The 16,346-nt window shown below is 70.4% G+C and carries 12 protein-coding genes; 4 read left to right on the top strand and 8 right to left on the bottom strand.

Annotation, left to right across the window (positions count from 1 at the left end):
- Positions 1-57: 57 nt before the first annotated feature.
- The 3 genes from ACFWY9_RS42500 to ACFWY9_RS42490 are packed head-to-tail and all read right to left on the bottom strand — an operon-like array spanning position 58 to position 3,898.
- Entirely contained in the window at positions 58-1,086 is a 1,029-nt protein-coding gene (locus tag ACFWY9_RS42500; RefSeq protein ID WP_378341548.1) for a family 2 encapsulin nanocompartment cargo protein polyprenyl transferase, read from the bottom strand.
- A gap of 1 nt (position 1,087) precedes the next feature.
- A complete protein-coding gene (locus ACFWY9_RS42495) occupies positions 1,088-2,479 on the bottom strand; it encodes a family 2B encapsulin nanocompartment shell protein (protein WP_378322792.1) in 1,392 nt (463 codons plus the stop codon).
- Between the two features lie 3 nt (positions 2,480-2,482).
- The gene (locus ACFWY9_RS42490) at positions 2,483-3,898 is read right to left on the bottom strand and encodes a family 2B encapsulin nanocompartment shell protein (protein WP_378322790.1); all 1,416 of its coding nucleotides are present in this window, start codon (positions 3,896-3,898) and stop codon (positions 2,483-2,485) included.
- Between the two features lie 436 nt (positions 3,899-4,334).
- On the opposite strand from ACFWY9_RS42490, the gene ACFWY9_RS42485 reads away from it, so the two are divergent.
- The 3 genes from ACFWY9_RS42485 to ACFWY9_RS42475 all read left to right on the top strand — a co-directional run bounded on the left by ACFWY9_RS42485 (position 4,335) and on the right by ACFWY9_RS42475 (position 8,069).
- Complete coding sequence (locus tag ACFWY9_RS42485; protein ID WP_378322789.1) at positions 4,335-5,102, top strand: hypothetical protein; 768 nt, start codon at positions 4,335-4,337, stop codon at positions 5,100-5,102.
- Between the two features lie 3 nt (positions 5,103-5,105).
- Entirely contained in the window at positions 5,106-6,392 is a 1,287-nt protein-coding gene (locus ACFWY9_RS42480) for a DUF6923 family protein (RefSeq protein ID WP_378341547.1), read from the top strand.
- Between the two features lie 90 nt (positions 6,393-6,482).
- Complete coding sequence (locus ACFWY9_RS42475) at positions 6,483-8,069, top strand: esterase-like activity of phytase family protein (RefSeq protein WP_378341546.1); 1,587 nt, start codon at positions 6,483-6,485, stop codon at positions 8,067-8,069.
- A gap of 1 nt (position 8,070) precedes the next feature.
- Here the strand turns inward: ACFWY9_RS42475 and ACFWY9_RS42470 are convergent, their stop codons facing one another.
- Complete coding sequence (locus ACFWY9_RS42470; RefSeq protein ID WP_378322785.1) at positions 8,071-9,087, bottom strand: autoinducer 2 ABC transporter substrate-binding protein; 1,017 nt, start codon at positions 9,085-9,087, stop codon at positions 8,071-8,073.
- Positions 9,088-9,364: 277 nt separating this feature from the next.
- On the opposite strand from ACFWY9_RS42470, the gene ACFWY9_RS42465 reads away from it, so the two are divergent.
- Positions 9,365-9,823 carry a DUF4396 domain-containing protein gene (locus ACFWY9_RS42465; RefSeq protein ID WP_378322784.1) on the top strand — a complete coding sequence of 153 codons (459 nt, stop codon included), beginning with the start codon at positions 9,365-9,367 and terminating at the stop codon, positions 9,821-9,823.
- Between the two features lie 24 nt (positions 9,824-9,847).
- Here the strand turns inward: ACFWY9_RS42465 and ACFWY9_RS42460 are convergent, their stop codons facing one another.
- From ACFWY9_RS42460 to ACFWY9_RS42445, 4 genes are all read right to left on the bottom strand, one after another.
- On the bottom strand, positions 9,848-11,068 hold the full coding sequence (locus ACFWY9_RS42460; protein WP_378341545.1) for a glycoside hydrolase family 88 protein: 1,221 nt from the start codon (positions 11,066-11,068) through the stop codon (positions 9,848-9,850).
- Between the two features lie 100 nt (positions 11,069-11,168).
- A complete protein-coding gene (locus tag ACFWY9_RS42455; RefSeq protein ID WP_378322782.1) occupies positions 11,169-11,351 on the bottom strand; it encodes a hypothetical protein in 183 nt (60 codons plus the stop codon).
- 414 nt (positions 11,352-11,765) lie between these two features.
- Positions 11,766-13,025: a hypothetical protein gene (locus ACFWY9_RS42450; RefSeq protein WP_378341544.1), complete on the bottom strand. Its 1,260-nt coding sequence runs from the start codon at positions 13,023-13,025 to the stop codon at positions 11,766-11,768.
- 182 nt (positions 13,026-13,207) lie between these two features.
- A complete protein-coding gene (locus tag ACFWY9_RS42445) occupies positions 13,208-16,201 on the bottom strand; it encodes a BTAD domain-containing putative transcriptional regulator (protein WP_378322780.1) in 2,994 nt (997 codons plus the stop codon).
- Positions 16,202-16,346 lie beyond the last annotated feature (145 nt).

Genomic DNA, 16,346 nt, shown 5'->3' with positions numbered 1-16,346 from the left:
CCCGGACACGCTCCCGCGCAAGGGAACCCGACTTTCCCCGCGCGGGAGACCGTGGAGTCAGCGGCTCCGGTGGGTGAGGAGCCGGGCCAGCGCGGCCAGTTCGGCGCCGGGCCGGGGCGACGGGTTCGCGACGGCGAGGTGCTGCATCGCCTCCGACAGCAGGAGATCCGCCTGCGACCGGCTCCACGCGCGGCCGCCCGTCAGCTCGACCAGCTCCGCCGCGCGCGCCAGCTGGGGCGCCGAAAGCGGGAGTTCCTGGGCGTACAGGCAGGCCAGCTCGCGCATCCCGTCGGCACCCGAGGCCAGCGCCGCGACCACCGGCAGCGACTTCTTCCGGTTCTGCAGATCGGAGAACACGGGCTTCCCGGTGACCTCGGGATCGCCCCAGATCCCGAGCAGATCGTCGACGTGCTGGAACGCCAGCCCGAGCGACCGCCCGAACAGGCCGAACCGCTCGACGAGCTCGGGCCGTCCCCCGACGGCGAGACCGCCGAGGGCGCAGGCCGAGCCGATCAGCGCGCCGGTCTTGCCCATCGCCATCCGCGCGCATTCGTCCGGCAGCACCTCGGCGCGCCGTTCGAACTCGAGATCCTCGCTCTGTCCCTCCAACAGCTCCAGCGTCGCGGTGCTGAGCGCCCGGACCCCGGCCGCACCGCCCGGCGCGAGGATCTCCATGGCCAGCGACAGCAGCGCGTCCCCGGCCAGTATCGCCGCCGACGTGCCGAACACGCTCCACGCCGTCGGCCGGTGCCTGCGGGTGGTGTCGCCGTCCATGACGTCGTCGTGCAGCAACGAGAAGTTGTGCACCAGCTCGACCGCGACGGCGGCGGGAAGGGCCTCGACGGCCTCCCCTCCCGCCGCCTCCGCGCACAGCAGCACCAGCGCCGGGCGGACCGCTTTCCCGGCCCTGGCGTGGATCGGCTCGCCCCGTTCGTCCCACCAGCCGAAGTGGTAGCCGGAGATGTGCCGCATCGCCGCGGGCAGCCGGTCAACCGCCGCGCGCAGCGCCGGATCGAGCAGATCCCGGCTCCAGGCGAGGACTTCGCCGGCGGACCGCTCGACGGCGCGGGTGTCGGTCGCGCTCATCTCACCGGCCGATCTCGACGTCCTGGAGTACCCCGAGCGCGTCGGGCACGAGCACCGCGGCCGAGTGGTAGGCACTGACCAGATAGGACGTCACCGCGCGGTCGTTGATGCCCATGAACCGCACGTTCAGCCCCGGCTGCCGTTCGTCGGGCAGCGATTCCGGCCGCAACGCGACGACACCGTGATCGTCCGCGCCGGTGCGCATGGCCAGGATCGACGTCGTGCCCGTTTCGCTGATCGGGATCTTGTCGCACGGCAGGATCGGGACCCCGCGCCAGGTCGTGACCCGCCGCCCGTCCAGCACGTCGTTCGCCGGATACACCTTGCGCGCGGTGCACTGCCTGCCGAACGCGGCGATCGCCTGGGGGTGTGCGAGGAAGAAGCGCGTCTTGCGGCGGCGGCACAGCAGATCGTCGAGGTCTTCCGGCGTCGGCGGCCCGGTGCGGGTGGTGATCCGCTGGGCGAGATCGGCGTTGTGCAGCAGGCCGAAATCGGTGTTGTTGACCAGATCGTGCTCCTGCCGTTCGCGCAGCGCCTCGACGGTCAGCCGCAACTGCTGTTCCAGCTGGTCCATCGGGTCGTTGTAGAGATCCTTCACGCGGTTGTGCACCCGCAGGACGGTCTGGGCGACGGCGAGGTCGTACTCGCGCGGCGAGGCGTCGTAGTCGACGAACGTGCCGGGGATCGGCGGTTCGCCGTCGTGCCCCGAGGCGAGGTCGATGCTCGCCTCACCGGCCTTGTTGTGGGGCTTTTCCGGATTCGCGAGCACCTCGGCGATGTGCGCGCGCAGCGAGTCCGCCCGCCCGTTCAGCGCCCGGAACGCCGCTTCGGTCAGCACCAGCACGGTGCAGCTTGTCGCGGTTTTCGCGGTGAACGCCCATTCCCTGGCCTCACCGCTGAGCATCTCCCCGCCGAGCTGATCACCGTCGCTGGACGTGCCGAGCAGCTGCGGGTCGCCGTACTCGCCGACGCCGAGCCTGCTCACCTTGCCGTGCGCGATCAGCACGACCATGTCCACAGGGGACCCGGCCGTGGCGATCACCTCGCCCGGCCCGTACTCCCGCTGTTCGAACCGTTCGGCGAGCGCGGCCAGCGCCTGTTCGTCGGAGAATCCGCGCAGCAGCGGGAGTTCCGCGAGTTCGGCGGGGATCACCTGCACCTGCGCGCCGGTCGCGAGGAAGGTGACCTTCCCGTCGCCGACGGTGTAGGTGAGCCGCCGGTTGACCCGGTAGCTGCCCGCCGGGATGCCGACCCACGGCAGCTGCGAAAGCAGCCACCGCGGGGTGATCCCGCGCATCTGCGGGACGGTCTTGGTCGTCGTGGCGAGTTTGCGCGCCGCGGTGGTACTGAGGGACTGCTGGGGCGGTGCCGCGGGTTCCTCGATGAGCGTCACGGCTCAGCCTTCCCGTCCGATCTCGGCGTTCTCCAGTACCGCGAGCGCGTCGGGCACCAGCACGGCCGCGGAGTAGTAGGCGCTGACCAGGTAGGAGATGATCGCCTGATCGCTGATGCCCATGAACCGCACGTTCAGCCCCGGCTGGTACTCGTCGGGCAGCCCGGTGTGGTGCAGGCCGACGACGCCCTGTGCCTCCTCGCCGGTCCGCATCAGCAGGACCGAGCTGGTCCTGGTCTCGGTCACCGGGATCTTGTTGCACGGCAGGATCGGCACGCCGCGCCACGCGGGAACGTGGTGCCCGCCGAGGTCGACCGAGTCCGGGTACACCCCGGCCTTGGTGAACTCGCGCCCCATCGCGGCGATCGTCCTCGGGTGCGCGAGGAAGAACCCGGGGTCCTTCCACACCAGCGCGAGCAGCTCGTCGAGGTCGTCCGGGGTGGGCGGGCCGCTGCGCGTCGGCACCCGCAGATCGAAGTCGGCGTTGTGCAGCAGGCCGAAGTCGCCGTTGTTGATCAGCTCGTGTTCCTGGCGTTCGCGCAGCGCCTCGATGGTCAGCCGCAACTGCTGCTCGATCTGGTTCATCGGCTGGTTGTAGAGGTCGGCGACCCGGCTGTGCACCCGCAGCACGGTCTGCGCGACGCTCAGCTCGTACTCACGCGGCGAGGCGTCGTAGTCGACGAACGTGCCGGGCAGTTGCGGTTCGCCGTCGTGGCCGGACGCGAGGTCGATCTCGGCCTCGCCGTGTTCGTTGCGGGACAGCTGCCCGCCCGCGACGAACTGCTCGAGGTGATCGCGCAGGGTGTCCGAGCGGCCGACGATCTCGTCGAACGACTGACGCGGCAGGGAAAGCACCGTGCACGCGGTGACGGCCTTCGCGGTGTACTCCCAGATCACGTCCCCGTTGGTGAGCACGGTTTCGCCGAAATAGTCGCCGTCGGCGAGGGTGCCGAGCACCGTCTGGTCGCCGTACGCGCCGGCGCCGACCTTGCTGATCTTGCCGTGCGCGATGAGGTACACGCGGTCGGCCTGGTGCCCGAACTCGACGAGCACGTCGCCGGGCTGGAACTCCTGCTGGCTGAACCGGCGCGCCAGCTCGCCCAGCACGTCCTCGTCCTCGTAGCCGCGCAGCGGTGCCAGCTCGCCGAGCTCGGCCGGGATGACGCGGACCTCGGAACCGGCGCTGGTGAACTGCACCCTGCCGTCACCGACGGTGTAGCTCAGCCGGCGGTTGACCCGGTAGGTACCACCGGAGACCTCGACCCAGGGCAGCACCTTCAGCAGCCACCGGGAGGAGATGCCCTGCATCTGGGGAACCGACTTGGTCGTCGTCGCCAGGGTGCGCGCGGCGGCACGGCCGAGACTCAGTTGCGGTTGTTCGGTCGGGTTCGCGGAGTCGACCGGCTCGGTGACAGTCACAGTGAGAACCACCCATCGTCGAGTGTCTGACCGCGCGCGAAAACGCACGCAGCTGGGATTCTTCGTATTTCCGCTCATAACGCGGGTCGAGGGGCACCGCGGATTCAACATAGCAAGCCGGGGGCATCACACAAGCACACGATCGGGTCAGGAGCCGCTCTGTCGCGATAGGTGAAAATGATCATTTCGGACAGTGGTGACCGCATGTATCCGAGCGTCACTCGACCGGGAAAACTCCTTGTTCACAGGGGGAATGGCTGGTGCGCAGGGCGAGCGTCCGGCGGGGTCCGGTCGGGGAAATTGGGCCGAACGGCCAAGAGCCCGCCGTCCAATAAGGCCACTCGGATGAATCGTCGATTCCCCGGTTGTCGCCTATTCAATAGGTGACTAGTTTGAGCGAGTCGCCGGGTCGAATACACCGGAAAGGTACAACCGGATGAACATCTACGTCACCGGGATCCTCTGGGTCGTCGGGGCCGCCGTCGTGGGTGGGGTGATCGGCTACCTGGTCCGCCGGTTCGGCTGGGACGAGGGGCGCCGGGACAACAACGACGCGGCAGGTCAGGTCTTCACCATCATCGGCGGGCTGCACGCGGTGCTCGTCGCGTTCGTGCTCATCTCGCTGTTCGACGCGGTCAACACCGCGCGGGAGGACTCGTACAAGGAGGCCAACGGGGTCATCGCCGCCACATGGGCGGCCGAATCGCTGCCGGGGGACGTCAAGGACAAGGTGCGCCAGCTCGCACAGGCCTACGTCACCACGGTCGAGAAGCAGGAGTGGCCGCGGCTGGCCGACGGCGGGAAGGTGCCCGACACCGGCTGGTCGCAGCTCGACCAGATGCGCCAGGTGGTGGCCGCCGTCGAGGTGGACGGCCAGGACGGCTGGCTCGTCGATCGCAAGCAGCAGGCGACCACCCAGCTGTGGGAGGTCTTCCAGGCCCGCCAGACCCGGCTCGAGAACGCCGGGCACCGCAACGTCGGGGGCGTGGTGTGGTTCGCGCTCATCCTCGGCAGCCTGATTTCGGTGCTGCTGCCCAACCTCTTCGGCGGGACGAGGCTCGCCGCGCACATCGTCATCGTCTCCACCCTGGCCGGTACCGTCACGTTGCTGCTGTTCGCCATCTACCAGCTGCAGAACCCGTTCAGCGGCGGCGCGAGGGTCCCGGCGGACGCGTTCAGCGCGGCGCTGCAACGGCTTTCCTGAGCCATGCGCGCACAGTGGGTGGCTCTGGCGGCGGCCGTCGCGGTCGCGGGCCTGCTCGCGATGACCGGCGCGCTCGCCCCGCCGGAGTCCACCGCGGGCGCGCCGGCGGAGTGCGTCGTCCTGCAGGCCGAGAACGAGCACGAGGGCGCGCCGTCGACGTTGCGCAGGCTCGCCCTACCCTCCGGGGCCACCGAAACCCTGGCCAAGATCGGCTACTGGGTCAACGCGATGGGCTACGCGGAAAAACAGGACCTCGTCTACGCCGTCGCGGACGGTACCCCGGCGGGCCGGTTCCCCGACGGCGCGCACGCGGTGACGATCGACCGGCACAACGCGGTCGCCGACCTCGGCCCGGTGGCGCGCGCGGGCGCGCGCCGTCCGGTGTGGAGCCTGGTCACCGGCGCGACCGCGGGCGCCGTGGCGGGCAAAACCTGGTACGTGCGGCGGGACGGCGAACTGTACACAGTGGACATCGACCCGGCGAGCCCCGACTACGCCCGCGTCGTCGGCCAGGTCGCGCTGCGCCCGATCGCGCTGGCCATCAGCGTCGACGACTTCGCGTACGACGCCGCCGACGGGTTGCTGTACGGCGTCTCGACGTCCTCACGCGGTGGCAGCGCGGTGGTCACCATCGACCCGGCGACCGGCCGCGTCGCCGAACGGCCGGGCCTGCGCTTCCCGCCCGCGACCGCGTACGGCGCTGTCGTGCTCGGCAAGGACGACGCGTTGTACGCCACCGCGAACCGGATCGGGCACCGGAGTGTGACCTACCGCTTGCCGCGGGACGGTTCGGGCCCGGTCACCGAGGTCGCGACCGGCCCGCCGCTGGTGAGCGCGGACGCCGCGGGCTGTCTCGGCCCGCCACTCCCGCCCAGCACGCCGCCGACGACGCCCACTACACCGCCGAGCACACCGCCGACCACGCCACCCAGCACGCCGCCGAGCGTCGAGCCGCCGAAGAGCCCGCCGTCCAGTCCGACGCCGGTGCCGCCGTTGCCGGTGGAGCCGCCGCCGGTGGCCCCGGTGGTTCCGCCACCACAGCCACCACCGCCCCCGGTGACCTCGGCGCCTCCGGCCACGAAGCCGCCCGCCGCGCCACCAGCCACGCCGCCGACGTCCTCGAAGCGGCCGCATCCGGCGGCGACACCGACCCCGAGCCAGAGCCAGGCGGCCGATGCCAAGCGGTCCCACGCGGAGAGCGTGAAAACGCAGCGTCGCTGGGGCGTCACCGCTTTGGTACTGGTGCTCGGCGCGGGAGCGGTCGCGACCCACGTGCGGCGTGGTCGTTAACGTCACCTTCGTCTCGAAGACGGCATCCGTCCATGTCGGGCGCCCAGACTCCTCCTCCGGTGTCGTGCGACGCCGGAGGAGGAGAGACGGATGAAGCGGGCGAGAATCGTTGCCGCGGTGGGAGTTCTGGCGCTGCCAGTGCTCGCTGCGGGCACAGCGGAGGCGCAGGGGCTGCAGGCCAGGGACGACCACTACCGCGTACGGGCCGGGAAGACGCTCGATGTGCGGCACCACGGTGTCCTGGCCAACGACCGGCTGCGCGGCCCGCTCGGGTCGGTGGTGCGGCACACCGCGCCGTCGCACGGCTCGGTGAGCATCGACCCGTCCGGCACGTTCCGCTACACCCCGGCGCCAGGGTTCACTGGCACGGATTCCTTCACCTACACGGTGTCCGACGCGGTGAAGCTGTACCCGGCGGACGTGGCGCCGCTGGCCACCATCGGCGGCGTCCAGATCAAGGGCGGCGCGTACGGCTCGTCGCTGGCCGCGGTGCCTGGCTCGCCGCACGAGGTCTACGGGCTCACCGACCGCGGCCCGAACGTCGACGGCCCGGACGGCGGCAAGATCGAACCGCTGCCCGCGTTCACCCCCGCGATCGGGAAGTTCCGGCTGGACGGCGGGAAAGCCGTGCCGGAGAAGGTGATTCCGCTGCGCGCGGCGGACGGCACGCCGTATTCGGGGCGGGTCAACACGCAGGCGAACACCGGCGAGAAGATCGTCGACCTGGCCGGGAAACCACTCGCCGCCGACCCGAACGGCTACGACTCCGAGGGGCTGGCCGTGCAACGGGACGGCACGTTCTGGGTGTCGGACGAGTACGGCCCGTTCATCACGCACTTCGGCCGGGACGGGCGCGCGATCGAGCGGCTGTCGCCCTTCGACGGTTCGCTGCCGAAGGAACTCGCGAACCGCGTGCCGAACAAGGGCATGGAAGGCCTGACGCTGACCCCGGACGGCCGGACGCTGGTGGGGATCATGCAGTCCGCGTTGCAGCAGCCCGATCTCACCAAGAAACCGGGCAACGTCACCACGGTGCGGATCGTCACGGTCGACCTTGCCACGCGTGCCACCCGCGAATTCCTTTACCTGCTCGACAATCCGAAGGACACCAAGACGGCGGTCAGCGAGATCACCGCGCTGTCGGCGACCCGGTTCCTCGTCGACGAGCGGGACGGCGCCACGCAGCCCGGCGCGTACAAGAAGCTGTTCGAGATCGACCTCGCCGCTGCCACCGACGCCGGCCCGCGCACGACGGCCGGGCCGTACGACGCGGCGAAGGGCGGTCTGCTGGTCAAGGGCAAGAGCGTCGACGCCTACGTCGGTACCGACGACACGGCGACCGCTGCGGCCGACCTCGCGGCCGCGGGGATCAAGCCGGTGTCGAAGAAACTCCATCTGGACGTCGGCGCGCTGGTGTCCGGTTTGGACCCGGCGGGCGGGTTCTTCGGGCACGACAAGATCGAGGGCGTGTTCAGCCCCGACGGCGGCCGGACCGTGGTATTGGCCAACGACAACGACTTCGGCATCGACCACGTGACGAACTCCGCGCCGCCATACCAGCTCGGGCCGAAGCTGCTGCCCGACGGCCGCCAGGACGACGGCGAATACCTGGTCGTCGACACGGGGCGGCTCCCCGCCGCGACGAGCACCGCCACGGTCAGGATCACCGTGCGGTAGGTCAGTACTTGAACTGGTCGACGTTCTGCTGGGTGATCAGCAGCGGGTCACCCAGCAGGATCATCCGCTGCGTCACGTCGTATTTCACCGCGGGCAGCTCGAGGCTGACCTTGTTGACCGGTGCGAGCTGCCTGCCCTCGGCGAGCTGCTTGCCCGTCCACGCGGTCAGGTAGCCGAGCGATTCGACGTTCCACAGCACCGACTGAGAGCTCGACCCGTCGAGCAGATAGGGCTTGATCGCCTGCGGGGTGCCGACCCCGACGGTGAACACCTGCCCGATCTTCTGCTGGTCCCGCACCGCCTGTGCGACACCGGGCGCGGACGTCGTGCACTCGCCGACCAGCCCGGTGAGATCCGGGTGGCGGGCCAGCAGCTCCTTGGCGAGGCTGGTGGCGTTGTCCTTGTCCTCCCCGGCGTACACCGTTTCGACGAGCTGGGCCTGCGGATACCGCTCGGCGGTGTAGCTCCGCTGGACCGCGATCCAGGCGTTGAGGTTCGCCGCGGTGGGACCGCAGGACACGATCGCGTACTTGCCCTTCCCGCCCGTCTTGGCCATCAGCGCGTCGGTGAGCGCGGTGCCCACCCCCTCCGCGGTCGCCTGGTTGACGAACACCTCGCGCTGCGTGCCGGGCGCGTCCGTGTCGGACGTGAGCACGTGGATGCCCTTGGCGCGGGCGTCCGCGATCACCGGGGCCAGCGCGATCGGGTCGTTCGGTGCCACCGCGATCACGTCCACCCGCTGCCCGACCAGGTCCCGCACGATCGACACCTGGGCCGCCGGGTCCACCGAGGACGGTCCTTTCGAGATCCACTGGATGCCCAGCTGCTTCGCCGCCGCGCGGCCGCCGGTGTCCATCGCGTCGAAGTACGGGATACCCGCGACCTTCGGCACGAACGCCACACGTGGCTCCTTGCCCGGCGCCGCGCCGTCCACGGCCTGACGGCCACAGCCTGCCACGGCGGACAGCACCGAAAGCAGCACCACACCCAGTACGAGCGTCTTCATCGGCGCCGGCATCCCCACCCATTCCTCACAGGTCCTCACAGCACTCACGAACGGTCTACGCGCGGTGGAGACCTGGGGCGAAAGTAGGGGAATAGGTAACGATGGTCAACGGGCAGTACGCAAAGGGTTACTCATTTGTTTGTCGCGCTCGCCGCGTCCGGACCGCTCCGGCTGGGTACCCCTGGGGGGATTGGTGCTCCCCGTCGTTGGTTATTCCGCGAACGACGTGCCTGGTGACGTGAAAGTCGTCTCTCTTGCGGTAGTACCCCAGGGGGGTATAGTTGCCCGCATGAACGAGACGCGACACGGAGCCAGCTGGTCGATGGCCGCCACGGCGACCCTGCACTGCCTCACCGGCTGCGCCATCGGCGAGGTGCTCGGCATGATCCTGGGGACCGCGTTCGGCCTGCACAACGCGGCGACCGTGGTGCTCTCGATCGTGCTGGCGTTCGTCTTCGGCTACGGGCTGACCATGCGAGGCGTGCTGAAGTCGGGACTCGGCCTCGGTGCTGCCTTCAAGGTCGCGCTGGCCGCGGACACGGTGTCGATCGCGGTGATGGAGATCGTCGACAACACCGTGATCGTCGCGATCCCCGGCGCCATGGACGCCGGGCTGACCAGCGTGCTGTTCTGGCTGTCGCTGGTGATCTCCCTGGCCATCGCCTTCGTGGTGACGGTCCCGGTCAACAAGTGGATGATCGGCCGCGGCCTCGGCCACGCCGTCGTCCACGCCCAGCACCACCACTGAACACCGAGGGCGCCGGCCGCGTGATCAGACCGAGGACAGGTCGATCGCGCGGTCGGCGTCGTGCGGCCGCAGCACCCGCAGGATGCCTTCGAGCAGGTAGTAGTCGGCGTAGGGGAGCGAGATCTCGACGCCGTCCTCGCTGGGGCGGTTGCGGGTGCAGCGCGCCACGATCGCCTCGGCTCGCGTGGAGCGCGTCGTGAGGCAGGTGCGGGACAACGCCGTCAGCAGCCGCAGCGCCGCCTCGCGGTACTGCGGTCGCTTCGCCACGACCGCCAGGTCGAGCAGCCCGCAGGCCATGATCGCCCCGGCGGACGCGTCCTTGACGTCGTAGGGCTGCTGCGGCGCGAGGTAGTCCCACACCGGCACGTGGTCCGGCGTCAGCGCCTTCAGTGCGAAGTCCGCGAGTTTCCGTGCGGTGGCGAGGAATTCCGGGTTCCCGGTGCGCCGGTACATCGTGGTGAACCCGTAGATCCCCCAGGCCTGCCCGCGTGACCAGCACGACGCCGGGCTGTAGCCCTGCACGGTGCCCGGGCCGATCGGCGCCCCGGTGGCCGGATCGAAGTCGAACACGTGCGGCGTCGAGCCGTCCGGGCGAGGGAACACGCGTTGCGCGGTCTTCGCGTGTTCGGTGGCGATGCCGAGGTACTTCGGGTCCTGAGTCTGCTTGCTCGCGAACGCCAGCAGATCGAGGTTCATCATCGTGTCCATGATGATCCGGCCCGCGTTCTTCGGATCGTCCAGCCTGCCCCAGGCCCGGATGAACCGCCCGCGCGGGTTGTAGCGCTGGATCAGCGAATCCGCCGCCCGCACCGCGCCGGCACGCCAGTGGTCGTCGCCGGTGAGCCGCCACGCGGTGACCCAGGAGGGGTAGAACAGGAATCCGAGGTCGTGCGTGCCGGTGTCGTTCTGGCGCGGCGCGAGTTTCTCCGCCGAGGCGAGCGCGAGCGCACGGAATTGTTCGTCGCCGCTGTACAGCCACGCCAGCCACAGCGTTCCCGGCCAGAACCCGCCCACCCAGTCGCCATTGCTCGAATAGGTCCATTTCTCGAACTTCGTCCCGACCGGAAAGGCCGTGACACCGGGAGCGACGGCGCGCAGCTTCGTCACGGCGTAGTCCGCTGCCGTGCGCAGCGCATGTTCTTGGCTCGAAAGGTCTTCCGCCGCCGCGGCCGTGGGGGAGAGGCTGGTCGCGGCCACCGCGGCACCCGCCGCGGTGCTCAACAGGGTCCGCCGGGAAACGCTCACGAGTACCCGCCATCCGGTGGGGAACAAGATCGCGCCGAGTTTTCCATGATGGCGACGTGTTTGTATAGCCGCGTTCGGCCGGTTTTAGTGCCGCGATTGTTCAAGGATGTGAATTCGCTGGTCGGATGTTGGCGTTGTGGCGGAAGAATCCCAGGGTGCGGTTGCCGCCGAACGCCGTCGCGTCCGCGGCCTTCGTCGTGTGCGCGTCCTGCAAGGGGAAGATCGGCACGAGCGAAAGCGGCGAGGATTTGCCGGGCAGGTACGTGACGAGGGTGTCGAGCACCGGTGTCGCTGACCGTGCCACCGGGGACGGCGAGTCCGTGCCGCTGGGTCGCGGCGTCGAGCTCGGCCCAGGTCGTGCCGCCAGCACGGTGTGCGGTCCTGGCCACCGGGGCGACCGTGATCGCCCGCAGCGCGGACAGGTCGATGAGCAGAGCGTCGTGGTCGTCGTCGGCCGCCGTGAGCACTTCGCCACTGAGCCGTTGTCGCAGGACAGTCGGGTCGTGGTGGTTCTCGTCGATTGTCGTCATCACGGGACCGGATGCCCGAAAGGGCGAAGGCCCGGTGCAGGGGGTCCACCGGGCCTTCGCGTCAACGGCGGGGCGGGCCCGCCGTAGTGGTAGTAAACGATACGCCGCTCAAGATCTGCTGGAGGAATTAAGCCGCACTCGTTATCAGGGCGTTTACCTTCGCGGTGTCAGGCGCACTTCGGCGCGACCGGGCTGTCGGAGCCGGTCTGCAGATAGGTGTCGGAAACGTAGTGGCCGGGGCCGATCCGGTCCCAGATCTTGCTGGTGCCGAATTTGCCGGTGACCGTGTCCCCTTCGACGTAGCATTCGATGGTCACCTTGGCGTGGTTCGCCGCGAGCCCCTTGACCGCGGCCGAGGTGCTGGCGCCGGCGCGCACGTTCATCGGGTCACCGGCGGTGGTGACGACGCCGGTCGGGCCGGAGCCGGTCCACAGGTAGGTCACGTTCACCCAGCCGTTGTCGGACATCTTGAGCCCGTCCCAGAACACGCCGTCGGCGAGGTCGATGCCCGCCGGGTTCTGCACCTTGTAGCCCAGCCCGCTCTTGCCGCCGTTGTAGTTGTCCTGGTACGCGGCCTGCGCCTCGGGCTTGCCCTGCGGCAGGTCCTTGAACTTCTGGCGCGTCGCGGACGGGTTCCAGTAGTCGTCCTGCTCGTTCCACGGGCCGACCTCCCACACCGGCGCGTACTCGCAGCGGCTGTTGTCGGTGCGGCAGACTCGGGCGGTGTAGTTGCCGGTTCCCTTGGGGGACAACGACCTTCCGGACGGGAACGACACGAAGTGGTCGCGCGAGGTGATCACGTGCCCGTTGGCGGTGGTACCGCCGACGAGACCTTCGCGGGTGCCGTAAACCTTGTACGTCAACGGGGTTCCCGCCGCGACGGCGTTGGCCTGCGGGGCGTTCTGGGGGGCGTTCTGGGGGGCACTGTCGGCGCTGAGCCGGACGTCGCGGACGGTGGGACGGACGCCGTCGGTGGTGCTGGACAACGAGATCCGCACCTGCACCGAGCCGACCGGCTTGGCGAACGTCGCGGCGCCCTGGTCCGCGGGAGTCCACTCCGTCCAGTCGTTCGCGCCGGTGCGGCCCCGGACGTCGACCTCGACCGTGGTTCCGGCGGGCGTGTCCGCGGCGACCTGCGCGGCGACGCGGTTCGCCGGGCCGCCCAGCGGGTGCTCGGCCAGCAGCAGCTTGCCCTCGCTGCCCGAGGTCACCGCCGCGGTTCTGTGCCAGGCGGCGTTGTCCAGCGTCAGCACTCCGCCGTCGGCCCGCACATTGACGTCGTCGTTGTCCACAGTGGACAGATCGGCCCGCCAGGTCCCGGACGGCGCCGCCGGTCCGGCGGTGGCCGGGGTCGAGGCCAGTGCCGTGACGGCCCCGGCGGCCAGTACCGCCGCGGTGACCCGGCGGAGCATCGCGTTCCGGACCATGTCCGGTCTCCCTTCACCCACACGAATGAGAACGGGTGAAGCTTGCGCACGCCGCGTACACGATCTGTACAAACCCGCTCCGCGACATATGCGTGATCAGAGACGCCACTCGCGTGATCGAAGAGCGATCTCGCGTGATCAGACGGAGATCTCGCGTGATCCGGCGAGATCGCTGGAAGGGGTCAGGCGGAGGCGATGCGGCGGGGGCCTCGGGGCTCCTCGGGGGACGGGGGATCGGGGTCGCGGAGGCGGTCGGCGAGGGCGGATTCCTGCGGGCGCGCGGAGAGTTCCCGCCAGATCGCCAGCGCGCGTTCGGAGTAGGTCCGCGAGCGTTCCGGCTGGGCGAGTGCCTCGTGCAGCTCGCCGAGCAGTTGCGACACCTCGGCCTCGGAGCGGCGGTCGCCGTTGCGCCGGTGCACGCTCAGCGAGTTCATCAGCAACAGCTGCGCGTGCGCGAAATCCCCGCTGTACAAGTAGAGTTCGCCGAGGTTCTGGTTGGCGTAACCGACGCAGTGGTCGTCGCCGAGCTCGGAGAAGATCGCGATCGCGCGGTCGACGTGCTCGCGCGCGTCCGCCAGATTGCCCCTGTGCTGGTACATCAGCGCGAGCCGCTTCAGCCCGTGGGCCTCGCGGTGCCGGTCGCCGATGGCGACGGACAGTTCGAGCCCGTCGCGGATCCAGCGTTCGGCCGCGGCGAAGCAGCGGCGTGCCATCCAGACCGCGCCCGTCGCGATCCTGGCGACGGCCTCGCCGTGCCGGTCTTCGGCCTCGGCGAACAGTTTCAGCGCCTCGTGACAGTGCGCCAGCGCGGTCTCGTTGTCGCCGTGGATCCGCACGATCGCGGCGAGCCCGGCCAGCGCGATCCCGGCGCCCTGCGCGTCCCCGATCCGTTCGTACAACGCCTTCGAGTGCTCGAACGCCACCTGCGATTCCGCGTACCGGTCCTGGTAGAGGAAGATCTGCCCGAGGTTGCGCTGGATGATCGCCTCACCGTGCGCGGCTCCCGCACGCCGCGCCGCTTCCAGCGCGACAGCGTGGGTGGACAGCCAGTCGTCCTGATGCCCGCGCAGGTCGAAATACGGCGTCATCGCCGCGGTCAGGCGCCACGCCAGATCGTCACAGCCGGTTTCCGCGGCGAGCGTCACGGCCGCGACCACGGTGTGCCGTTCCGCGGCGAACCACGCGGCGGGATCGGCCAGCAGCCCGTCGGTCCCCGGCGGCAGCGGCGGATGCCCGGCCTCTTCGTCGCGATACTGGCCGAAGAAGTGGATCGGCATCCGCGCCGCGGCTTCGACGGCGAGCGCGAGGTAGCCCTCCAGCACCCGTCTGGTCGCGGCTCTCGATCTTCGCGCGTCGTCCTGCTCGGCGAGTTCGACGGCGTAGCAGCGCAACAGATCGTGCAGCCGGTACCGCGGCTGGCCGGTGGTGTCGGAACCGACGAGATCGACCAGATGCGCGTCGACGAGCACGTCGAGGACGTCGTCGGCCTCGGGCCTGCCGAGCAGCGCGGCGACCACCCATGCCGGGAACTGGACCGCGCCCAGCCCGCCGAGCCCGCGGAACGCCGTCGCCGCCGACATCGGCAGCAGGTCGTAGGACAGCGTCACGCTCGCGCGGACGGCGAGGTCGCCGACACGCAGTTCGTCCAGCCGCCGGTGTTCGTCGTGCAGCCGGTCGGCGAGCACCCGCAGCGTCCAGCCGGGCCGGTGCGTGAGTTTCGCCCCGGCGACCCGGATCGCGAGCGGCAGGTGACCGCACTGCCGCAGGATCATCGCCGCGCTCTCCGGCTCCGCCGCGACCCGCCGGGTGCCGACGATGCCCTCCAGCAGCCGCGCGGCCTCGGGCTCGGGCAGCAGTTCGACGTCGACGGGCGTGGCGCCCGCCAGGTCCGGCAGCTTGACGCGGCTGGTGACCAGCACCGCGCACGCCCCGCTGCCCGGCAGCAGCGGACGCACCTGCGCGGCACTGCCCGCGTCGTCGAGCACGACGCACATCCGCCGCCCGGCGAGCCGCGAGCGCAGCAGCGCGGCCCGCTCCGGCAGCTCGCGCGGCAGCCCGGCGTCGGGAATTCCCAGCGTCCGCAGCAGTTCCGCGAGGACGCCCATCGGCGCGCGCGGCGCGGACGACGTGCCCGCCAGATCGACGTGCAATTGGCCGTCGGAATACACCTCGCGCACGGCGTGCGCCACCCGGACCGCGATCGCGGACTTGCCAACGCCGGGTGCCCCGGAGAGCACGACCACGGCGGGAGTGCCCCGGCTGGCGCGCTCGCGCAGCAGCGCGACCACGTCGCCGACGATGTCGTCGCGGCCGGTGAAGTCGGGCAGGTCCAGCGGCAGCTGGCAGACCGGGGTGACGGGAGCCTCGGGCAGCACCGGGGTTTCCCGGGCCGGGACGAGCGTGGCGCGTAGTTCGCGCAGCCGGGCACCGGGTTTCGCGCCCAGCTCATCGCCGAGGACCTGCTCGGCGGCTTCGTACGCCTCGATCGCCTCGGCTGTCCGGTCCGCGGCGCGCAACGCCGCGATCAGCTGAGCCCAGAGTTCCTCGCGCAGCGGGTGCTCGGTCACGAGGCCGCGGAGTTCGGCGACAGCCTCGTCACAGCGGCCGACATCGATCCGGGCCTTGAGCCGCTGCTCCTGGACCGACAGCCGTAATTCACCCAGACGGGCTACAGTCGCGCCCCAGCTGTGATCGTGCGGGAGGCCTTCGAGGACCTCGCCGCGCCACAGCGACTCGGCCTGGTCGAGCAGGCCGAGCGCGGCCTCGGGCTCGCCGCGTTCGAGCACGCTGCGTGCGTTCATGGCCAGTCCGGTGAACAGAACGTGATCGAGCTCGTCCGGTTCGGCGGTCAGCAGATAGCCCGACGCGCGGCTGCTGATCCGATCGGCCAGTTCCGGCGCGCAGTCGGCGAGCCGCCGGCGCAGCGAGTGCACGTACGTGCGGATGTTGGCCGCCGCCGAGCGCGGCGCCGTCTCCGGCCACAGCACCTCGACCAGCACTTCCGTGGACACGACGACGTTGGGCTGCAAGGCCAGCGCGGCCATGAGCAGCCGTGGTTTCGGCCCGCCGAGGGGTAGCACCTGGCCGTTCACCGTCACCTCGAGCGGGCCGAGGATCCGGAAGCGGACAGCCGCGTTCCCGGCGGGAGATGCCGCCCCAGTCGGCAAGTTCCCCATGGCCCGGATGCTATGGGCGTTCTGGGTGATTCGCTAGATCCATTCGGTGGTCCCCCGCGCGGGCGCGCGGGGCCCGCGCGCCCCCCGGCCCGGCGCCGCCTGCATCAGCCTGCCCCGCGCCGCGACCAGCGCGCAGGCGTCCGGC

This window comes from Amycolatopsis sp. NPDC059027 (assembly GCF_042739735.1).
Lineage (GTDB): Bacteria > Actinomycetota > Actinomycetes > Mycobacteriales > Pseudonocardiaceae > Amycolatopsis.
Note: the sequence above shows the minus strand (reverse complement) of the source record. Positions and strands in the feature narration are given on the sequence as shown.